This window comes from Thalassospira sp., from assembly GCF_040218635.1.
Lineage (GTDB): Bacteria > Pseudomonadota > Alphaproteobacteria > Rhodospirillales > Thalassospiraceae > Thalassospira.
This window is the reverse complement of record NZ_JAVJRB010000012.1, coordinates 217,795-237,623: the sequence shown is the minus strand read 5'-3', so window position 1 is coordinate 237,623 and position 19,829 is coordinate 217,795. Positions and strand designations below refer to the sequence as shown.

At 52.5% G+C, this 19,829-nt stretch carries 18 protein-coding genes and 1 pseudogene; 14 read left to right on the top strand and 5 right to left on the bottom strand.

The window, feature by feature from the left end; translation table 11 throughout:
* Nucleotides 1–28 precede the first annotated feature (28 nt).
* The 6 genes from RIC05_RS15000 to RIC05_RS14975 all read left to right on the top strand — a co-directional run bounded on the left by RIC05_RS15000 (nt 29) and on the right by RIC05_RS14975 (nt 6,796).
* The gene (locus RIC05_RS15000; protein ID WP_350042239.1) at nt 29–649 is read left to right on the top strand and encodes a 2-hydroxychromene-2-carboxylate isomerase; all 621 of its coding nucleotides are present in this window, start codon (nt 29–31) and stop codon (nt 647–649) included.
* A 272-nt stretch (nt 650–921) separates the two neighbouring features.
* Nucleotides 922–2,532, top strand: a complete 1,611-nt coding sequence (locus RIC05_RS14995; protein ID WP_350045502.1) for a carboxyl transferase domain-containing protein — start codon at nt 922–924, stop codon at nt 2,530–2,532.
* 7 nt (nt 2,533–2,539) lie between these two features.
* Nucleotides 2,540–3,352, top strand: coding sequence for an enoyl-CoA hydratase/isomerase family protein (locus RIC05_RS14990; RefSeq protein ID WP_350045501.1), 813 nt, complete (start codon nt 2,540–2,542; stop codon nt 3,350–3,352).
* A gap of 1 nt (nt 3,353) precedes the next feature.
* A complete protein-coding gene (locus tag RIC05_RS14985) occupies nt 3,354–5,357 on the top strand; it encodes an acetyl/propionyl/methylcrotonyl-CoA carboxylase subunit alpha (RefSeq protein WP_350045500.1) in 2,004 nt (667 codons plus the stop codon).
* Nucleotides 5,357–6,286 (top strand): hydroxymethylglutaryl-CoA lyase, encoded by a 930-nt coding sequence (locus RIC05_RS14980; protein WP_350045499.1) that lies wholly within the window; start codon nt 5,357–5,359, stop codon nt 6,284–6,286. The genes RIC05_RS14985 and RIC05_RS14980 overlap by 1 nt, the downstream gene beginning before the upstream one ends.
* Nucleotides 6,287–6,289: 3 nt before the next feature.
* A complete protein-coding gene (locus RIC05_RS14975; RefSeq protein WP_350045498.1) occupies nt 6,290–6,796 on the top strand; it encodes a GNAT family N-acetyltransferase in 507 nt (168 codons plus the stop codon).
* Between the two features lie 95 nt (nt 6,797–6,891).
* Here the strand turns inward: RIC05_RS14975 and RIC05_RS14970 are convergent, their stop codons facing one another.
* From RIC05_RS14970 to RIC05_RS14960, 3 genes are read right to left on the bottom strand one after another with little or no spacing between them, the layout of a single operon-like run.
* Nucleotides 6,892–7,419, bottom strand: coding sequence for a DUF934 domain-containing protein (locus RIC05_RS14970; RefSeq protein WP_350045497.1), 528 nt, complete (start codon nt 7,417–7,419; stop codon nt 6,892–6,894).
* Nucleotides 7,406–9,061 carry a nitrite/sulfite reductase gene (locus tag RIC05_RS14965; protein WP_350045496.1) on the bottom strand — a complete coding sequence of 552 codons (1,656 nt, stop codon included), beginning with the start codon at nt 9,059–9,061 and terminating at the stop codon, nt 7,406–7,408. The genes RIC05_RS14970 and RIC05_RS14965 overlap by 14 nt, the downstream gene beginning before the upstream one ends.
* Nucleotides 9,062–9,072: 11 nt before the next feature.
* On the bottom strand, nt 9,073–9,366 hold the full coding sequence (locus RIC05_RS14960; RefSeq protein WP_350045495.1) for a DUF2849 domain-containing protein: 294 nt from the start codon (nt 9,364–9,366) through the stop codon (nt 9,073–9,075).
* A gap of 200 nt (nt 9,367–9,566) precedes the next feature.
* Here RIC05_RS14960 and RIC05_RS14955 point away from each other — a divergent pair, with 200 nt between their 5' ends.
* Nucleotides 9,567–10,001, top strand: a complete 435-nt coding sequence (locus RIC05_RS14955) for a DUF1489 family protein (RefSeq protein ID WP_350045494.1) — start codon at nt 9,567–9,569, stop codon at nt 9,999–10,001.
* A gap of 40 nt (nt 10,002–10,041) precedes the next feature.
* Here the strand turns inward: RIC05_RS14955 and gcvA are convergent, their stop codons facing one another.
* The gene (gcvA, locus tag RIC05_RS14950) at nt 10,042–10,983 is read right to left on the bottom strand and encodes a transcriptional regulator GcvA (protein ID WP_350045493.1); all 942 of its coding nucleotides are present in this window, start codon (nt 10,981–10,983) and stop codon (nt 10,042–10,044) included.
* Between the two features lie 138 nt (nt 10,984–11,121).
* Between gcvA and RIC05_RS14945 the strand changes: the two genes are divergently transcribed.
* The 4 genes and pseudogenes from RIC05_RS14945 to RIC05_RS14930 all read left to right on the top strand — a co-directional run bounded on the left by RIC05_RS14945 (nt 11,122) and on the right by RIC05_RS14930 (nt 13,694).
* Nucleotides 11,122–11,391, top strand: a complete 270-nt coding sequence (locus tag RIC05_RS14945) for a DUF1127 domain-containing protein (protein ID WP_350045492.1) — start codon at nt 11,122–11,124, stop codon at nt 11,389–11,391.
* Between the two features lie 251 nt (nt 11,392–11,642).
* Nucleotides 11,643–12,701, top strand: coding sequence for a polyphosphate kinase 2 (gene ppk2, locus RIC05_RS14940; RefSeq protein ID WP_350045491.1), 1,059 nt, complete (start codon nt 11,643–11,645; stop codon nt 12,699–12,701).
* A gap of 120 nt (nt 12,702–12,821) precedes the next feature.
* Nucleotides 12,822–13,301, top strand: a pseudogene (locus RIC05_RS14935) (NAD(P)-dependent oxidoreductase); the annotation flags it as partial.
* Between the two features lie 6 nt (nt 13,302–13,307).
* The gene (locus tag RIC05_RS14930; protein ID WP_350042246.1) at nt 13,308–13,694 is read left to right on the top strand and encodes an NAD(P)-dependent oxidoreductase; all 387 of its coding nucleotides are present in this window, start codon (nt 13,308–13,310) and stop codon (nt 13,692–13,694) included.
* Nucleotides 13,695–13,774: 80 nt separating this feature from the next.
* Here RIC05_RS14930 and RIC05_RS14925 read toward each other — a convergent pair whose 3' ends face one another.
* Nucleotides 13,775–15,271, bottom strand: a complete 1,497-nt coding sequence (locus RIC05_RS14925; protein ID WP_350045490.1) for a S41 family peptidase — start codon at nt 15,269–15,271, stop codon at nt 13,775–13,777.
* A 356-nt stretch (nt 15,272–15,627) separates the two neighbouring features.
* Here RIC05_RS14925 and RIC05_RS14920 point away from each other — a divergent pair, with 356 nt between their 5' ends.
* The 3 genes from RIC05_RS14920 (at nt 15,628) to lptG (ending at nt 19,827) form a co-directional block, all read left to right on the top strand.
* Nucleotides 15,628–17,412, top strand: coding sequence for an acyl-CoA dehydrogenase family protein (locus tag RIC05_RS14920; protein WP_350045489.1), 1,785 nt, complete (start codon nt 15,628–15,630; stop codon nt 17,410–17,412).
* 196 nt (nt 17,413–17,608) lie between these two features.
* Nucleotides 17,609–18,727 carry an LPS export ABC transporter permease LptF gene (gene lptF, locus RIC05_RS14915; RefSeq protein WP_350045488.1) on the top strand — a complete coding sequence of 373 codons (1,119 nt, stop codon included), beginning with the start codon at nt 17,609–17,611 and terminating at the stop codon, nt 18,725–18,727.
* Entirely contained in the window at nt 18,724–19,827 is a 1,104-nt protein-coding gene (gene lptG, locus RIC05_RS14910) for an LPS export ABC transporter permease LptG (protein WP_350045487.1), read from the top strand. Before lptF ends, lptG begins: the two co-directional genes overlap by 4 nt.
* Nucleotides 19,828–19,829 lie beyond the last annotated feature (2 nt).

The window sequence follows — 19,829 nt, the reverse complement described above, 5'->3', positions numbered from 1 at the left end:
ACAAACCAAACAGGTAAGGCGTAGGAACATGTCCGAAGTAAGCTTCTATTTCGATTTTTCTTCCCCCTATGGTTACCTTGCCGCCGAACGCATGGAAGAATTCGAATCGCGCGTCGGTGTAACAGTGATCTGGCGCCCGTTCATGATCGGGGCTGCTTTCAAACAAACCGGACAAAGCCCCCTTTTAGGTCAACCGATTCGCGGCAAATATTTCCGCCACGACATGGAACGTTGTGCCAAATTTCAACGGACACCTTTTAAAATCCCGGAAAACTTCCCCTATTCGGCCCTTGTCCCGACCCGGGCCTTTTACTGGCTTGAATCCCGTTCCCCCGCCCTTGCCCGAAGATTCGCCAAGGATATCTATCGCGGATATTTCGCCGACGGGCTGGATATGGCCAATCCGGAAAACGTCTTTGCCGCAGCAACCCGCCATTCGATCAACCCCAGCGAGATGCGCGCAGCCATCGAAACCCCGCGCTGGAAAAACCACACCCGCGAAATCACCGACGAAGCCATTGCAATGGGCGCATTCGGATCCCCATTCTTCTTCTATGAAGATGAACCGTTCTTCGGAAATGATCGCCTGGACCAGTTGGAGCAGTGGATTAAGCTGCGCAAAGAGCTTGGCGGCAGTCAAAGCGACTAGGGTTTAAAGCAGACCAACTCCGGCGCGATTTGACCGATCCAAACACCGAATGACCGCTCAATGTGATCGGGTTAACCGATGAATTGTTTTCGACCTTGCGGGCTGAAAACGGCAGGAAACCTAGACCAACGCCCTTGATTATTGTATATAGACAATTCCGGTACTAAAATACCGATTTAATATTGACGCTTACGTAAACTTACCGCATAACAACAGCCAGAACGCCACTCATTCGGGCACGACTGCCCACAACAAAACGGTGTAGACGGACGATGACGGTACTGAAATCTGCGGTGAATTCCCGCTCGGAAGACTTCCGCAACAATGCCGAACATATGGAAAAGCAGGTCCGTGATCTGCGTGACCAGATTGCTAAGGTCAAACTGGGCGGCGGCGAACGCGCCCGTGACCGACATACAGGCCGCGGAAAACTCTTGCCGCGTGAACGTATCCGCCAGCTTCTTGATGTCGGCTCACCGTTTTTGGAACTTTCCCAGCTTGCCGCACATGGGATGTATGGGGATGAAGATGTTCCTGCTGCGGGCATCATTACCGGCATCGGCCGCGTATCGGGTGTTGAATGCGTGATTGTCGCCAATGATGCCACCGTTAAGGGTGGTTCCTACTACCCCATGACGGTTAAGAAGCATCTTCGCGCACAGGAAATCGCGCTGGAAAACAATCTGCCCTGCATTTATCTGGTCGATAGTGGCGGTGCCAACTTGCCCCGTCAGGATGACGTTTTCCCGGATCGTGATCATTTCGGGCGCATCTTCTTTAATCAGGCAACCATGTCGTCCAAGGCCATCCCGCAGATCGCGGTTGTCATGGGCTCCTGCACGGCTGGTGGTGCCTATGTCCCGGCCATGTCCGATGAAAGCATCATCGTGCGCAATCAAGGCACGATCTTTTTGGGTGGCCCACCGCTTGTCAAAGCAGCCACCGGTGAAGTCGTTTCTGCCGAAGACTTGGGCGGGGCGGATGTGCATTGCAAGACATCAGGTGTGACGGATCATTACGCACAGGATGACGCGCATGCGCTTTCGATTGCGCGTGATATCGTCAAAAACCTGAACTGGACAAAGAACCCCGGCGTAACCTTGACCGCGCCCCGCGCACCGGCCTATGACCCGCGCGAGATTTATGGCGTCGTGCCAAGTGACACCAAAAAACCCTATGACGTGCGCGAAATCATTGCCCGCATTGTCGATGGGTCAGAGTTCGACGAGTTCAAGGCACAATACGGTACAACCCTTGTCACCGGCTTTGCCCGCATATTCGGTTATCCGGTCGGCATCATTGCCAATAACGGCATTCTGTTTTCTGAAAGTGCCCTTAAAGGTGCGCATTTCATCGAACTCTGTGCACAGCGCGGCATCCCTCTTGTCTTCTTGCAAAACATCACCGGCTTTATGATTGGCCGCAAATATGAAAGTGGCGGCATTGCCAAGGATGGCGCAAAGCTTGTTACCGCCGTTGCCACCGCCAATGTCCCGAAATTCACCATCCTGATTGGTGGATCGTTTGGCGCAGGCAATTATGGCATGTGTGGCCGGGCTTATAGCCCCCGGTTCCTGTGGATGTGGCCGAACGCCCGTATCTCGGTCATGGGTGGTGAGCAGGCCGCAAATGTTCTGACCCAAATTCGCGCCGATGCCGCCGAGAAGCGCGGTGAAACATGGCCCGAGTCAGAACAGGAAGCCTTTAAGGCCCCGATCCGCGACCAGTACGAGGAACAAGGTCACCCCTATTACGCATCTGCCCGCCTTTGGGATGACGGGGTGATTGATCCGGCAGATACCCGTATGGTTCTTGGCCTTGGCCTGTCAGCCGCACTTAACAAACCGGTCGATGATACCCGGTTTGGCGTGTTCAGAATGTGAGGCTGTCATGACCAATGTAAACGCCGATAACATTATTGATGCCGCCATCTGCGAAATTGCCGATAATGGCGTTGCGCGCATCACGCTGAACCGCCCGGATATCCATAATGCGTTTGACGATCTGCTGATTGCTGATCTGACCGCAAAGATCGAAACACTTGATGCTGACCCTGCTGTCCGCGTGATCATTCTGACCGGGGCAGGCAAAAGCTTTTCGGCTGGTGCCGATCTTAACTGGATGAAACGCATGGCCGGTTACAGCCATGCCGAAAACCTTGCCGATTCCCGCGCCCTTGCAAAACTGATGAAGGTTTTGAACTTCACCTCGAAACCGACCATTGCATTGGTCAACGGGGCCGCCTTTGGTGGCGGGGTTGGTCTGGCCGCGTGCTGCGATATCGTAATTGCGTCGGATCGAGCAAGCTTTTGCCTTTCGGAAGTCAAACTCGGTCTGATCCCGGCGGTAATTTCACCTTATGTGGTCGAGGCCATCGGGGTTAATCAGGCAAGGCGTTATTTCCTGAGTGCAGAACGCTTTGATGCCAAAATCGCCCAGCATATCGGGCTGGTGCATGAGGTTGTCTCTGGCGATGAACTGACTGCCCGGGGCGATGAAATGGCGCATCTCCTGCTGGCCAATGGCCCGGATGCCATGCATGCCGCCAAGAACCTGATTTATGCCGTTGCCAACAAACCGATTTCTGATGACGTGATTGACGACACCGCCCGTCGCATTGCCGATCAACGCGCAAGCGATGAGGGCCGCGAAGGCGTTGGTGCATTCCTTGAAAAACGTCCTGCGAACTGGAGCAAGAAATAACATGCCGCGCAAAATTCTGATCGCCAACCGCGGTGAGATCGCCTGCCGCGTGATCAAAACCGCCCGCCGCATGGGCATCCAGACCGTTGCTGTTTATTCTGATGCAGACGCCAATGCCCTGCATGTCAAACTTGCCGATGAGGCCTATCATATTGGTGGTCCTGCCCCCAAAGACAGCTACTTGCGCACTGATCGTTTACTTGAAGTCATTGCGCAATCGGGCGCCGATGCAGTGCATCCGGGCTATGGGTTCCTGTCGGAAAATGCCGGTTTCGCCGATGCCTTGGAAAAGGCAGGTTGTGTTTTTGTCGGCCCACCGGCAAGTGCGATCCGTGCAATGGGATCAAAATCCGAAGCCAAGAAGATCATGGGCAAGGCCGGTGTGCCGCTGGTTCCGGGCTATCACGGCGAGGATCAGGACCCTAATCTTCTGGCCGCCGAAGCCGACAAAATCGGCTATCCGGTTTTGATCAAGGCATCGGCAGGTGGTGGCGGCAAAGGCATGCGGGCGGTTGATACGCCATCTGATTTCAAGGACGCATTGATCAGCTGTAAACGCGAAGCACAAAGCAGCTTTGGCGATGACCATTGCCTGATTGAAAAGCTGATCGTCAAACCGCGCCATGTTGAAATTCAAGTATTTGCCGACAGCCACGGCAATGCGGTTTATCTGTTTGAACGCGATTGTTCCCTGCAGCGCCGCCATCAGAAAGTCATTGAAGAAGCCCCGGCGCCAGGCATGAGCGAAGAACTCCGTTCCCAAATGGGCAAGGCAGCCGTCGATGCTGCCAAGGCCATTGGCTATCAGGGGGCTGGCACGGTTGAATTCCTGCTTGATGCATCGGGCAGTTTCTATTTCATGGAAATGAATACCCGGCTTCAGGTCGAACATCCGGTGACCGAAAAAATCACCGGCGAAGATTTGGTCGAATGGCAGTTGCGCGTGGCGGATGGCGAAGCCCTGCCGAAATCACAAGATGCGTTGACCATCAATGGTCATTCGTTTGAAGTCCGCATCTATGCCGAAGATCCGCAGAACGATTTCCTGCCCGCCACCGGTAAACTGGTTCATATGCGCATGCCGCGTGAAACCGAACATGTCCGCGTTGATACCGGCGTTTATGAAGGCGGTGAAGTTTCGATCCATTATGATCCCATGATTGCCAAACTGATCACGTGGGATGTGGATCGCAAATCGGCCCTGCGCCGCATGGCGTCTGCCTTAAATGATGTTCAGATTGTCGGGGTGACAACCAATACCGAATTTCTTGGCAACATTGCCCGCCATCCGGCGTTCGAAGCTGGTGAAGTCGAAACCGGCTTCATCCCGATGTATCAAAACGATCTGATCCCGGCCCCGATTACGCCCGATAACGAAGCATTGGCCTTTGCCGCCCTTGATATCCTTCTGACCCGCGATGCCGAAGCCGCCCTTCATGCCGCCCAAAGCAATGATCCTTATTCGCCCTGGAACAGCACGGCTGGTTTCCGCCTGAATGATGACAATCATCATGATCTGATCTTGCGTCACGACGGCGACGATATTGCGGTCAAAGTCCATTACCGCGATACCGGCTATGCCTTGGATATGCCCGATGGTAGCACTATCATCGTCAACGGCGAACATGATCAAAATGGTGCTATTCATGCCAGCTTGAACAATGTTCGCAAACGCGCGACAGTCTTGCGCGATGGCAATCGTCTGATGATTTTCCGCGATGGCCGTGCAGATCGTCTCGATATCTTTGACCCACTGGCCGCGGCCGGTGGCAATGAAGGCGCCGGGGGTGGCTTAACCGCCCCGATGCCCGGTAAAATCATCGCCGTGATGGCCAAGGCCGGGCAATCGGTTGCTGCGGGCGACAAGCTTGTCGTGATGGAAGCCATGAAAATGGAACACACCATTTCCGCCCCCGTGACCGGTACGATCAAGGAAGTCTTCTTTGACGTTGGCGATCAGGTTGATGATGGTGCCGAACTGATTGCGATTGAGGAAGCAAAATAATGGCATTGCTTTCCGATCTGCCACCCGCCGTTAAAATCGTTGAAGTCGGCCCGCGTGACGGCCTTCAGAACGAAAAGACGATGGTTGCGACTGCAACCAAGGTTGATCTGATCAATCGGTTAAATGATGCCGGTGTGTCGGTGATCGAGGCCACCGCCTTTGTCAGCCCGAAATGGGTCCCGCAAATGGCCGATGCTTCTGAGGTTATGGCTCAGATCACCCGCAAAGCCGGTGTCAGCTATCCGGTTCTCGCCCCGAATATGAAGGGGCTTGAAGCCGCCATTGCATCTGGAGCAACCGAAGTTGCGGTTTTTGGCGCGGCTTCGGAAAGCTTTTCGCAGAAAAACATCAACTGTTCGATTGCTGAAAGCCTTGATCGTTTTGCCCCGGTGGCCGACGCTGCCCGCAAAGCAGGCCTTGCCGTACGTGGTTATGTATCGTGTGTTTTGGGCTGCCCTTATGAAGGCGACATCGCCCCGCAAAAGGTCGCAGATGTCGCCAAGGCGCTTTATGACATGGGCTGCTATGAAATCAGTCTGGGCGATACGATTGGCACGGGCACACCGGCCAGGGCACAGGCAATGATTGCCGCCGTTGCCAAACATATCCCGACCGAAAAACTCGCCGCCCACTTCCACGATACCTATGGTCAGGCACTTTCAAATTTGCTTGCGGTTCTTCAGATGGGGGTTGCAACAATTGACAGTTCCGTCGCCGGATTGGGCGGCTGCCCCTATGCCAAAGGCGCCAGCGGCAATGTCGCGACCGAAGACGTTGTTTATATGTTGAACGGGCTTGGCATTAAAACCGGGATTGATCTTGAAAAGCTTGCCGAGACAGGACGCTGGATTTGTGATCAAATCGGCAGATCAAGCGCATCGAAGGTCAATCTGGCCTTGGCTGCCCAACGAGACACTGCCGGGGAATAACGCATGACTGGTCCGTCGCCATACAGCTTCCGACGGGCCACCCCAAACGACCTACCGATGATCCGCCGATGGCTTTATCTGCCAGAAGTCATTCGTTGGTGGGGCGATCCGGTCGAGCAGATCGAACTTATCACCGAAGATGTCGAACTGGCCGAAATGGCGACCCTGATTGTGTCCTATCGCAATCGGCCCTTTGCGTTCGTTCAACATTACGACGCGCATCAATGGCCACAGGCGCATTTTGATCCCCTGCCCGAACAGACACGCTGTCTGGATGCTTTTATCGGCGTTCCGGGCATGATGGGATGCGGGCATGGGCAGATGTTCTTAAAATCCCTGACCATGGCGTTATTCGAACGTGGCGCGCCCATGATCGGGATCGATCCCGATCCGGAAAATGAACGCGCCATTCGATGCTACGAGGCCATCGGCTTTGTTGCGGGCCGCGAATATGAAACCGCCAAGGGTCCGTGTCTTCTCATGACGCTGAGCGCCCCTTCGGGACAATAAGCAGAACGCCACAGACTTTGAATCCTGGAAGACCAACAAAAAGAAAGGGCACCCAACCGGGCGCCCTTCATAAAATCTCAAATCGAATGCAAAGATCAGGAAGCTTTCTGATCCATTGCCGCACGGCGGCGTTCGCGCAATGAAAGTGCAGTTGCCCGATCATCGCCGGTCGGCTGGTAATAGACCGTCATTTCCTTAAGTGCGGCACGTACTTTGGCAAGAGCCGTTTCGCCATCGACACGCAGATCATAGGAATCAAACCCGCAGCGATGCATATAAAGGATCTGATCGCGCAGAACGTCACCAATTGCCCGCAACTCGCCCTTAAAGCCCATGCGTTCGCGAAGAACACGGCCATAAGAATAGCCACGGCCATCGGTATAGGCCGGGAAATTCACCGTAATGATCGACAGGCGATCAAGATCGTCTGCCAAATCTTCAGGGGCATCACCGGGATTAAGCAAAACACCCAATCCACCATTGCGGCCCAAAAGATCTTCGCGCTGTTCCTTGAACCGAGCCAACGGCACGATCAGGTTCTCGTCGCTTGACGGCAGGTCGTCTTCGGCTTCAACCGTGATCCATTCCTGTTCGATCACGCTGTCATTCTTAACGATCGCCATAAAGCACCTCCTTGAACGGGTCCATGCCGACACGACGGTATGTATCGATGAAACGTTCGCCGCCATCGCGGATATCAATATATTTGGTCACCAGACTTTCGATGGCGTCAACCACTTCGGCTTCGGAGAAACCGGCCCCGACAATCTTGCCAATCGAGGCATCCTGACTGGCATCACCGCCAAGGGTAATCTGGTAAAATTCCTTGCCGCGTTTATCGAGGCCAAGAATACCGATATGCCCGACATGGTGATGACCACAGGCATTGATGCAGCCGGAAATCTTGATTTTCAGCTCGCCAATATCGTGCTGACGATCCAGATCACCAAACCGTTCGGAAATGCGCTGCGACAACGGGATCGACCGCGCCGTTGCCAATGCACAGTAATCAAGCCCCGGGCAGGCAATAATGTCGGTGACATAACCAAGGTTTGCCGTGCCAAGACCGGCCCCCTCAAGGGCGGTCCAAACGGCAAACAGATCGGCCTTTTTGACATGTGGCAGAACAAGGTTCTGTTCGTGGGTCACACGCACATCGCCAAAGCTGTATTTTTCCGAAAGATCCGCAACCAGTTCCATCTGGATATCGGTTGCATCCCCCGGAATACCGCCAATCGGTTTCAGCGATACGTTGGCAATGGCATAACCCGGCTGTTTATGTTCGATGACGTTCGAGCGTACCCAGTTGGAAAATCCGCGATTTTCCGCCTTGTGACGTTCAAAATCAGCATCATCGTCAGACAGGTCTTCATAAGCCGGTGGAGCAAACTGTTCAATATACTGCGCAATTTCAGCATCACCGATCTTAAGCGACCCGTCCTTGATCTGTGCCCATTCTTCTTCGACAAGGCGCTGAACTTCTTCAACACCAAGTTCGTGAACAAGGATTTTGATACGGGCTTTGTATTTGTTGTCGCGACGGCCAAAGCGGTTATAAACCCGCAAGATGGCTTCGAGATAGGAGAACAAATCGTTCTTGCCGATAAAGTCCCGAACAGTTTTGCCAACGAATGGCGTGCGGCCAAGCCCACCACCAACAATGACTTCAAAGCCGGTTTCGCCTGCATCATTGTAATGCATGCGAAGGCCGATATCGTGGACCTTAACAGCCGCACGGTCATTGGGCGAACCTGTCACTGCGATTTTGAACTTGCGCGGCAAATAGGTGAATTCCGGATGGAACGTCGACCACTGGCGGATCAGTTCGCAATATGGGCGCGGATCTTCGATTTCATCGGCCGCGGCACCGGCATACTGATCGGTCGTGGTATTGCGGATGCAGTTGCCTGACGTCTGGATGGCATGCATCTCGACATTGGCAAGATCAAGCAACGCATCAGGAATCTCATCAAGCTTCGGCCAGTTATACTGGATATTCTGGCGCGTGGTGAAATGGCCGTAGCCCTTGTCATATTTCCGCGCAATGGCGCCAAGTTCACGCAGCTGATCAGAACGAAGCGTCCCATAAGGAACAGCAACGCGTAGCATATAGGCATGAAGCTGTAGATACACACCGTTCATCAGGCGCAAGGGGCGGAACTGTTCTTCGGTGATGTCACCGGCCAAACGGCGCCTTACCTGTTCGCGGAACTGCTCGGTGCGTTCCTGGACAAGCTGGCGGTCAAAATCATCATAACGATACATCGGGTCTCTCCTTATACCGCCTGATAACCAAGGTCTTCACGAACACTCGGACCTTTGGTGCGCAGAACTTCACGGTATTTTGTCGGAACCAGTCCACTGTCCTGTTGTTCGACATCAATCAGATACGGCCCAACGATAATCACGTCGAGTTCGGGGGCACTTGCGTCAGCAAGAAGCGCATTCGCAGCTTCTTTGCCATCGGCCGTGCAGGCATCATTGATGCTTTCGCTCCAACCACCATCAGCAGTCAGAAACACCACCAACCCGTCACCCAGACGGTTTGCCGTGACAACTTGCAGGGACATTCGGTTCTCTCAGCCTGTAAATCTCTCGGGTTTGGTCCTGCGGGCGGACCTTTTCTGCAGCAGAATTTGGCTGATCAACCCCTATTGGTCAAGTTTTTTTGTGAAATAGACTTAACTACATTTATTTATGTGTATTTATAATCCACCCTTGACCCCTGATCGTACTGGTTCTAGGTCAGGACACAGAATATTTCTCTGCGATGAAAAGCCGTCACAAAATGCCCCTTCACATCATCAAGCTGAGCGTCGGAACGGAAACACCGGAAGGTTTGCGTGAATGGCAGACCTATTTTCAGGCCACCTATGGCCGGGTGTTTCACACAACCCGCATGACGCCAAAACGCAAAGCCGAGATCCTTGATGGCGGATCAATCTATTGGGTGTTCAAAGGGGCTATTCGCTGCCGACAGCGCATCCTTGATCTGGAAGATTTTGTGAACGAGGAAGGCACAAAATATTGCCGTATCGTGCTTGATCCCGAACTAATTGAAACCCGCCCCTATCCGCACCGGGCCTTTCAGGGCTGGCGATACCTTACAGAAGACAAATGCGCCCCGGATGACCAACAAGGCGGCGGCACAGAAACCCTGCCCGACGATATGGCCGATGAATTGCGCGACCTTGGCCTGATTTGAATGCTTCGGCTACCACTTATCACCTGTGGCAAAGCCACACTCAGTTCGGCGCCATCGTCCCGTCATCATCAATTTCCCGAAGCGTCGCGGCAACTTCGTTTTTAAGCCAGTTCACAAAGGCTTGAACACGTGGACGTCTAAGATGTTCTTCGGGATAAACCAGATAATAGGCCCCGTTTGATGCCACTGTCTGCGGGAAAGGTCGAACAAGATTTCCGACCTTAAGATCAAGGGCCGCCAAACTGGTTCGAGCCATACCAATCCCCTGCCCCATCAAAGCAGCTTGGATGACCATGTCGCCGGAATTAAACCGCAACCCCCGACTGACATCGACACCTGACGCACCAACCCCATCAAGCCAAAATTCCCAATCGGCGGCGTGCGGATGATCAATGATCGCAGTGGCATCATGCAGCAATTGATGACCGGCAATGTCACTCGGTTCGCAAAGGGTCGGATGTGCGGCAAGATATGCAGGACTGCAGACCGGGAACGACTCATCGCGCATCAGCATTTCACAATTAAGGTTCGGGTATTTCCCGTTGCCGAACCGCACGGCTAGATCAATTCCCTCGGTCCGCAGATCAACCATCCGGTCATCGGCATGAATACGGACATCAATATCGGGATAGGCTTCGCGGAAATGGCCCAGACGCGGAACCAGCCATTTAACGGCAAAACTTTGCAATACACTTACCGTGACAACCCCGGTTTCCTCGACCAGCATCAGACGTTCGATCTCATCTGAAATGCGCGAGAAACCTGCACTTGTCGCATGGGCCAACTGAACGCCTTCTTCGGTCAGATGTATTTGACGTGGCAAGCGATGAAACAGCTTGAACCCCAAATAGTCTTCAAGCTGGCGTACCTGCTGACTGATCGCACCCTGCGTTACAAACAGCTCTTCGGCGGCACGGGTGAAACTCAGATGCCGGGCGGCGGCATCAAACGCGCGCAGCGATTGCAGTGGCGGCAGACGCATTGAAATCTCCCAATAATAACGAATTAGTATTTCTAATCCATTCAATCAGAAATACTCGTTTGTCTTCATCAAAATATAGCCACACAATGGCTCCAACAGCAAACATTGCATTAGCAATATTAACTTATGGAGACGATCATGGCTTATCAAGCTTGCCCTGCTCCTGCACATCAGGACTCATGCGACACGTCTGCCAATTCGCTTTCAAATGTCACGGCATCGCTGCATTCCGCAGCCGCGTGGCTGACGAGCTACCTAACACTGCAGGTAGAACGTTTTGCCCGATTTACCGAAATCCGTCGTCAACGCCGGATGTTGCTTGCGCTCAATGATCAGCAACTTCGCGATATCGGCATTACCCGCGCAGATGCAGAAGAAGAATACCGACGGTCATTCAAATCGATCTAACCCCGACCGTCACCGAACAGGCCCGTTGTTTTAAGCAGCCCCACGCTTATCCCCCAAAGTTACGGGCCTGCCCTTCGTGCCACCGCACAACCTAAACTTTTCACCCGGTTGATGACGCGATGTCGTTGATCGGGTGTTTTTACAGGCGCCCCTATCCCGGCTGACCGATACAGAATTGATCGATTGCAGTCGCCACAGCAATACCGCAAGATTATCGATATTCTTTATCGATATCACTTGGAAATGCAGCCATGGCGTCTGGAAAAAAGGCTCGAAAATCGACCAAAGCCAAAGTCACCGACGAAAGTGCCAAGACACTTTCTGATGCCACACGTCGCACAGAGAAAAGTCGGTCCGCCGCAAACAAGGCTGCGTCGATGGCCGCACTTGATCGCGAAACCAAAGACCATTTGTTGCTGGATTGCGAAAATCTGACGATGGACCGGATTGACGATCATCCAGCAGGGCAAAACCGCCCCGCCAGCCAAAATAAAGTCAACATTCACGTCAGCAAGAATGATTTACCACCCGACATAGACCTTAAGCCCAATGCGCGGGCAAAAAAGATGCCCGGCCAACAGTATCTTGAACTGATTGCCCCACTGCATATCGAACTTTTAAAGCTGCAAAACTGGATCAAGGCCGAAAACCTGAAATCCATGGTTATCTTTGAAGGACGCGATGCCGCAGGCAAAGGCGGCACGATCAAACGGTTTACCGAACATCTTAATCCACGTGGGGCCCGCATTGTCGCACTTGCCAAACCAAACGACCGTGAACTTACCCAATGGTATTTCCAACGCTACATAGAACATCTGCCAAGTGGCGGTGAAATCGCCCTGTTTGACCGGTCTTGGTACAACCGCGCCATGGTTGAACGCGTTATGGGTTTTTGCAGCATGTTTGACGTCAGCGAGTTTCTGCAATCCGTGCCGGAACTTGAACGGATGTTGATCCGGTCAGACATTCGCATGACCAAGTTCTATTTCTCCGTCAGCAAGTCAGAACAGGGCCGCCGGTTCAAGCAACGGCAGTCTGATCCATTGAAACAGTGGAAACTTAGTCCGGTTGATTTGGCATCCCAGAACCTTTGGGACTCCTATACAGAAGCCAAGCGCGACATGTTCTTTCACACATCAACAACCGACAGCCCATGGGTCATCGTTAAATCCGACGACAAGAAACGGGCGCGCATTAATGCCATGCGCTACTACCTGTCGCAGTTCGACTACCCCGGCAAACGGCCTGAAATTCTGGTCTTTGATCGAAGGGTCATTCACAGTGTCGCGGAAGAACTTGATGATGGATAAACGCTATCCATAACCCGCAGGTTTTCCAGATCGTGAAAACATTGTCCTGGTAACAGCGGCACACATTGACAATATCTCTCCTGCCACCTTTACTGGCATCCAACAGTATTTGGGAGGCAAACAATGGCAAAATGTGCATTTATCGGTCTGGGTGTCATGGGATATCCAATGGCCGGTCACCTGCAAAAGGCAGGTCACGACGTTACCGTCTATAACCGTACCACTGCCAAGGCAGAAAAATGGGTTGCCGAATTTGGTGGCGCGTCCGCACCAACCCCGGCCGAAGCAGCCAAGGGTGCAGAATTCGTATTTTCCTGCGTCGGCAATGATGATGATCTGCGCAACGTGATGCTGGGCGATGGAGGCATGTTTGCGGGCATGGATAAAGGTGCTGTTTTAATTGACAACACCACCGCGTCTGCTGACGTTGCGCGCGAACTTTACGCCGCAGCAAAAGAACAAGGAATTTCCTTCATCGACGCACCCGTGTCTGGCGGCCAAGCCGGGGCTGAAAATGGTGTTTTGACGGTGATGTGTGGCGGTGATCAAGCCGCCTTTGATCGCGCAGAACCCGTCATTGATGCCTTTGCCCGTTCGTGCAAATTGATGGGCGAAAGCGGATCCGGTCAATTGACCAAAATGGTCAATCAGATCTGCATCGCGGGGCTGGTTCAGGGCCTTTCCGAAGGTGTCAATTTTGGCGTGAAAGCCGGACTTGATATGTCAAAGGTTCTTGATGTGATTTCCAAAGGAGCTGCTGGCAGCTGGCAGATGGAAAACCGCGGTTCCACCATGGTCGAAAACAAGTTCGACTTTGGTTTTGCAGTTGACTGGATGCGCAAGGATCTTGGCATCTGTCTTGAAGAATCCAAAAGCAATGGCGCACGTCTTCCTGTCACAGCCCTGGTTGATCAATTCTATGCTCAGGTACAGGATCGTGGCGGCAATCGCTGGGATACGTCCAGCCTGATTGATTTGCTCGCGCGCGGCTAGGATACGACCAAAGACCTGATTGAACCAAAAAGCGCGGCCTGCATGGGCCGCGCTTTTTTAGTTTCTTATCTTGTGAGTTCTTAGAGGCCCGCGCGTAAAAGCGGCTCAACCTGATTGCGATAAGTCGCCAAGGGGCCATTATCGAAATAACCAACAGCACATTCCAAAACGGAATCGCGATAGACCTCTTCGCCGTCTTCGGGTTTTTCTTCAAGGTTATCGCGGTTGGATTTTCCAAGACGCTCGATCTCGATATCCTGTTCGCACGTCGTTGCATCCAAACTTGCCAATGACTGGCGCGGGTCGCGACGACGGGATGGCAAAGCGTGTTCCAGATCGATTTCGCGTTCGAACTCTTCGGCATCTGCGCGATTGACTTCAATATCCGGTATCACGCCGTGGCCCTGAACGATATGGTTTTCAGGTGTGGTGTAATATCCGGTGGTGATTTTAAGTCCACCACCCGACGTTAGTGGCATGATGCGCTGCATCGACCCTTTGCCAAATGACCGTTCGCCAATGATCACACCGCGACCGTTTTCCCGCAAGGCAGCCGCCATCAGCTCGGCGCCAGATGCCGACCCACGATCCAGCAAGATGGCCATCGGTACCTGATCAAAATAATCAGACCGATCGGCTTCATAGCTGCGCATTTTACGCTCGCCACGTCCTTCGGTCGCAACAATCAATCCGTTTGTCAGGAACTGATCGGCAATATCTGCTGCACTATCAAGCAACCCGCCCGGATTGCGGCGCAGGTCAACAATGATCCCGCGCGGCGTTACGATCCGGCCTTCCAGTTCCGATAGATATTCTTGTGTTTGATCAAGTGTTGTCGCATCAAAGCGCGACACACGGATATATCCGATATCCTGATCAATGATCCCGGCGGTTACCGATGGCACTTCGATCCGCGCACGTTTAACTGTGACATCAAAGCTGTTATCCACCCGGAAAATGGTCAAGGTTACCGGATCCCCCACACGACCACGCATCAGACGCACTGCCTCGGAAATCGGTTCGCCCTTCATCTGGTGACCATCAATATGCGTAATCCGGTCATCAGGCCTTAAACCTGCACGGGCCGCCGGAGTATCGTCAATCGGGGAAACAATGCGGATATGTTTTTCATCATCAAGCGATATGACAATCCCGACCCCGGCAAAGCTGCCTTCCGTGCTTTCCTGCAGGCGGCGGAACATATCATCGGTCATATAAGCACTATGGGGATCAAGCGTGTGCAAACTGTCATCAAGGGCGGCGCCAACGATATTGATCGGTGACATGTCTTCAATTTCAAGGCCATTGAGCGAGGCGATGCTATTTTCAACAAACGCAGCCCGGTCGATTTTCTCGACATAGGTTTCAGAAAGAACCTGAAGGGCCTCGACATATAGTTTATCGGCATGGGCAAATTGATCATCTGTCGCCCCGGCAGCTACGCTGTCGCGATAGGCGTCAAGAAATCTGCGTTCCTCGTCGCTCGGCCAAGCAGGCCCGGCGCAGGCGACCAGCTTTGTCCCGGCGAACGAAATCAGCACAGCAAACAAAACCGGCAATAATCCTTTACGCAGCAATAGCCCACTCCTGTCATTCAACTTGAATACCGGATTACAACCCGGCGGCATTATCAGCCAAGTCTAGCCTGCCTTTTTGCGATTGGCGACCCCTCGCCTGATTTAAGGGTGTGTTTTCGACTGATAACCGATCAATTGGACGTGAACTCACATATCGGAAGCTTTCCCCGACTTTGCCAGTCCTCTTTCACTGAACGCGCCCACAAACAACGACAATTAAGTCTTTCGACCAAGATCAGCGAAACAGACTCGATCTTGATCCAATCGACCGTTATGCTGTGATCTAACAAACAAGGTTGGCAAAAAGCCGACTGTTCCGAGCGGGCGGCTCACATTTCAGGGAGACGTCTTTTTTAATGAGCGATTTTACACCACCCATTGCCGATTTCAGGTTCCTGATCCATGACGTGATCGGGCTGGATACGGTTGCCCACCTGCCGACCTATTCGGAAACAACGCCTGATCTGGTGGATGCTATCCTTGAAGAAGCCGGAAAGCTTGCCTCTTCCGTTCTTGCGCCCCTGAACCGCATCGGCGATCAGGAAGGTGCAAAACTTCTTGATGACGGCACTGTGCGCACACCGACCGGCTGGAAAGAAGCCTATCAGCAGTTCTGCGACGGTGGCTGGCAAGGTATCACGGCCCCTGAAGCCGAAGGAGGCATGGGACTTCCCGTTCTTCTTGGCGCTGCCGTTGCTGAAATGTGGCATTCATCAAACATGGCCTTTGCGCTCTGCCCTATGTTGACGGCTGGTGCGATTGAGGCCCTCGTTGCGCATGGGTCGGATGCGCAACGCAAATTGTATCTTTCGCGGATGATCAGCGGCGAATGGACCGGCACAATGAACCTGACTGAACCACAGGCGGGGTCGGATCTTTCAAAGGTGCGCAGTATGGCAACCCCGCAAGGTGACGGGACATATCGCGTTTCAGGTCAGAAAATATTCATCACCTATGGTGATCACGAGATGACGGAAAATATCGTTCATCTTGTCTTGGCCAGAACGCCTGATGCACCTGCTGGCGTCAAAGGTATTTCACTTTTCATCGTCCCGAAATATCTGGTCGATGAAGCTGGATCAATCGGTGAACGCAATGACGTCACCTGTGTATCGCTTGAACACAAACTTGGCATTCACGCCAGTCCGACGGCGGTTCTTTCATTTGGCGATCAGGGCGGTGCAACAGGCTATTTGATTGGCGAAGAAGGCAAGGGTTTGGCTTATATGTTCACGATGATGAACAATGCCCGCCTTTCGGTTGGTCAACAGGGTGTCGCCATTTCCGAACGCGCCTATCAACAGGCGCTTGAGTATGCGCATACCCGTAAACAGGGCCGGGCTGCCAATGTTGATGGCGACGCGCAGATTATCGTCCATGGTGACGTTCAACGCATGTTAACGCGCATAAGGGCTTCAACCGAAGCCGCACGGGCACTCTCCCTTTATGCTGCGACCCAGCTTGACCTTGCCCACCATTTGGCCGATGAGGCAGATCGGGCAGCAGCGCAAACCCGTGCTGATCTTTTGATCCCGCTGGTCAAGGGCTGGTCAACCGATCTTGGCGTTGACAATGCATCTCTTGGCGTTCAAGTCCACGGCGGCATGGGTTTCATTGAAGAAACCGGTGCAGCCCAGCATTTGCGCGATGCCCGCATTGCCCCGATTTACGAGGGAACAAATGGCATTCAAGCAATTGACTTCATCGGCCGCAAGGTCCTTCGCGATCAGGCAGATGGTCTCAACAGCCTTTTGGCAAATGTAAAACAAACAATCGAAGACGCACAGAACTCTCCCTCATCAAAGGCCGTTCAGACGGCATCGGAAAGACTACAGAAAGCTGTCGACTTACTTGATGCCAGCACCACAACCGTTCTTGAACGCTGCGGTATGAATGGTGACATGACACAGGTTCTTGCATCACCCTATTTGCGTCAGGCAGCGTTGTGCATTTCCGGTTGGCTGATGTTGCGCTCCATGATGGCGGCCGCACGTTCGACTAAGCAAAGTGACTTTCAAACATCCAAGATCAAAACTTGTCAGTTCTTCTTTGCGCAGCTCTTGCCAGAAGCGACCTTCATGGCGACCCAAATTGAAAACAGCGACGCGGCTGAACTACACGAAACCCGGCCACTATTTTGACAAACTCTTTTTTGAGATTGCCCCATGCCATCGTTATCAAAAGATGACGATGGCATGATCACTTCTACCGCACCTGTTCAGAGTGCGATCAACTTTACCTCTTCGCGCGCCAACATTCGGAAATTCCGTACGAATTGACCTTGTTTGGCGATAATTTCCTGTTTCGGTTTTTGATTGCTTCTCTATAATCCGCCCGATGAATCGCTTAACCCGATATATGCTTAAACAGCAGTTGATTATGATGGTGTTTGTGACGCTGGGGCTTCTCTGCGTCATTTGGCTATCGCAAAGCCTACGATTTGTCGAAATGATTGTGAATCGGGGCCTGTCGATTTCGGTTTTTTTACAGCTGACATCCTTGCTGCTTCCAAGCTTCCTGACGATCATTATCCCGATCTCGTTGTTTTTTGTGGTTGTCTTTACCTACAATAAGCTGATTCAGGATCGTGAATTGATCATTATGCGATCAGCCGGGTTGAGCCAGTGGGCTTTGGCCAAGCCCGCTTTGATGGTTGCGCTGATATCGACCGCTGTTTGTTATTTCCTGACCCTGTTTTACCTGCCCTATAGCTACCAGCAATTCAAAGAATTACAGTTTTCCATTCGGAACGACTTCTCTTCCGTTCTTTTGCAGGAAGGAAGCTTTACCGATCTTGATGGTTTGACGGTTTATGTGCGCGAAGTCGGTCGGGACAATGAATTGTTGGGCATTCTGGTACATGATTCCCGCGACCCTGCTGCGCAAACGACCATGATGGCGAAACATGGTGCATTGTTGCGCACCGATGAAGGCCCAAGGATTGTCTTGCTTGACGGTAACCGGCAGGAAGTGAACCCGGATGACGGTACAATGTCGATCCTGTATTTCGACCGCTATGCTGTTGATATCGCCCATAGCGCAGAAGACCCAACCATCCGCTACCGTGAAGCACGTGAACGTAGTGTGTTTAATCTTTTAACAGGGGTCGTCCCTGACATTTCGCAAAACGATATTGGGGCGTTCCGGGCCGAGGGTCATGACCGGCTTATTTCACCGCTAAACGCAATTGCCTTCGCCTGTATTGCTCTTGCCGTTCTGGTTTCAAGCAGTTTTTCGCGCAGAGGACAAACCGGTCGTCTTCTGATTGCGATTGGCGTGATGGTACTATGCCAGGCATTGGGCATTGCGATGAAAAATCTGGCTGGTAAGAACCCGGCACTTGTACCTTTGATGTATGCCAACGCGTTCCTCCCGATCATATTAGGACTATATTGGACGTTCCGCGGGCCTCAGATACGCGCCAAACGTGCCGCAATGGATGAGGCAGAGGCATGAGAATTTCTCCGATCCTGACATGGTATTTTGGCAAGCATGTTCTGATTTCCATTCTCTCTATTCTGGCTCTTCTGATTGGTTTGATCGTGATTGGCGACACCATTGAACTGTTGCGCCGTGCCGGTGGCAAGCCAGATGCGACCGTCAGTATCGTTGTACAAATGGCCACCAGCCGGATTCCGTTTATGACGGAAAAGGTTTTGCCCTTTGCCGTTTTGTTCGGGTCGATGTTTTCGTTCTGGAAACTTACCGGAAATCAGGAACTGGTTGTCACGCGGGCTGCTGGTGTTTCAGCATGGCAGTTTATGTTGCCGCCAATTCTGTGTGCTTTGATCCTTGGCACCATTCAGGTTGCGGCTCTTAATCCGCTCTCATCTATCCTTTTGCAGCGTTATGAAACGCTCGAAGCACGTTACCTTCAGAACAATGTCAGTGTGATGAATCTGTCTTCAAGCGGCCTTTGGCTACGCCAAGGCACGCAAGATGGGCAAGCTGTGATCTATGCTCGGGAAGTTCGCAGCCAACAAGGCGATCAAATTGATCTGCGCAATGTAACTGTTTTCCGGTTTGAAAACTCGGATGATTTCACAACCCGCGTTGATGCCGGACGTGCCGTTCTGCAACCTGGAACGTGGCATTTTTACAATGCCTGGACATTTACCCCAGGACAGGCCAGCAAGTTCTCTGATGAACTAAAACTGCCCACCAATCTGACTGCACGGAAAATTCAAGACAGCTTTGCCTCGCCTGAAACAATGTCTTTCTGGGATTTAAAGCCGTTCATCAGTTTGCTCGAACGCGCAGGATTTAACGCCACGCGCCATCGCATTCACTTCCACAGCCTATTGTCTCGACCACTTCTTTTATGTGCTATGGTTCTGATTGCTGCGGCATTTTGTCTTAAATTTTCTCGACGTAGACGGGCATCCCTTGTTATCGGTGGTGGTGTTACAACAGGGTTTATTCTTTATTTTTGTACCGACGTAATTTCAGCGCTGGGTGTTTCGGGTGGGATTCCACCAATACTCTCCGCATGGGCACCTGCCGGTATTTCGTTGCTATTGGGGATTTCGACATTGCTACATCTTGAGGATGGCTAGAC

Bases quoted from the DNA above. Each gene is read 5' to 3' on its own strand.
- RIC05_RS14985 (WP_350045500.1), top strand. From the start codon at position 3,354: ATGCCGCGCAAAATTCTGATCGCCAACCGCGGTGAGATCGCCTGCCGC.
- RIC05_RS14955 (WP_350045494.1), top strand. From the start codon at position 9,567: ATGAAAAGCCGTCACAAAATGCCCCTTCACATCATCAAGCTGAGCGTC.
- ppk2 (WP_350045491.1), top strand. From the start codon at position 11,643: ATGGCGTCTGGAAAAAAGGCTCGAAAATCGACCAAAGCCAAAGTCACC.
- lptG (WP_350045487.1), top strand. From the start codon at position 18,724: ATGAGAATTTCTCCGATCCTGACATGGTATTTTGGCAAGCATGTTCTG.
- RIC05_RS14920 (WP_350045489.1), top strand. From the start codon at position 15,628: ATGAGCGATTTTACACCACCCATTGCCGATTTCAGGTTCCTGATCCAT.
- RIC05_RS14965 (WP_350045496.1), bottom strand. From the start codon at position 9,061: ATGTATCGTTATGATGATTTTGACCGCCAGCTTGTCCAGGAACGCACC.
- RIC05_RS15000 (WP_350042239.1), top strand. From the start codon at position 29: ATGTCCGAAGTAAGCTTCTATTTCGATTTTTCTTCCCCCTATGGTTAC.
- RIC05_RS14930 (WP_350042246.1), top strand. From the start codon at position 13,308: ATGGGCGAAAGCGGATCCGGTCAATTGACCAAAATGGTCAATCAGATC.
- RIC05_RS14980 (WP_350045499.1), top strand. From the start codon at position 5,357: ATGGCATTGCTTTCCGATCTGCCACCCGCCGTTAAAATCGTTGAAGTC.
- gcvA (WP_350045493.1), bottom strand. From the start codon at position 10,983: ATGCGTCTGCCGCCACTGCAATCGCTGCGCGCGTTTGATGCCGCCGCC.
- RIC05_RS14975 (WP_350045498.1), top strand. From the start codon at position 6,290: ATGACTGGTCCGTCGCCATACAGCTTCCGACGGGCCACCCCAAACGAC.
- RIC05_RS14995 (WP_350045502.1), top strand. From the start codon at position 922: ATGACGGTACTGAAATCTGCGGTGAATTCCCGCTCGGAAGACTTCCGC.
- RIC05_RS14970 (WP_350045497.1), bottom strand. From the start codon at position 7,419: ATGGCGATCGTTAAGAATGACAGCGTGATCGAACAGGAATGGATCACG.
- lptF (WP_350045488.1), top strand. From the start codon at position 17,609: ATGAATCGCTTAACCCGATATATGCTTAAACAGCAGTTGATTATGATG.
- RIC05_RS14990 (WP_350045501.1), top strand. From the start codon at position 2,540: ATGACCAATGTAAACGCCGATAACATTATTGATGCCGCCATCTGCGAA.
- RIC05_RS14960 (WP_350045495.1), bottom strand. From the start codon at position 9,366: ATGTCCCTGCAAGTTGTCACGGCAAACCGTCTGGGTGACGGGTTGGTG.
- RIC05_RS14945 (WP_350045492.1), top strand. From the start codon at position 11,122: ATGGCTTATCAAGCTTGCCCTGCTCCTGCACATCAGGACTCATGCGAC.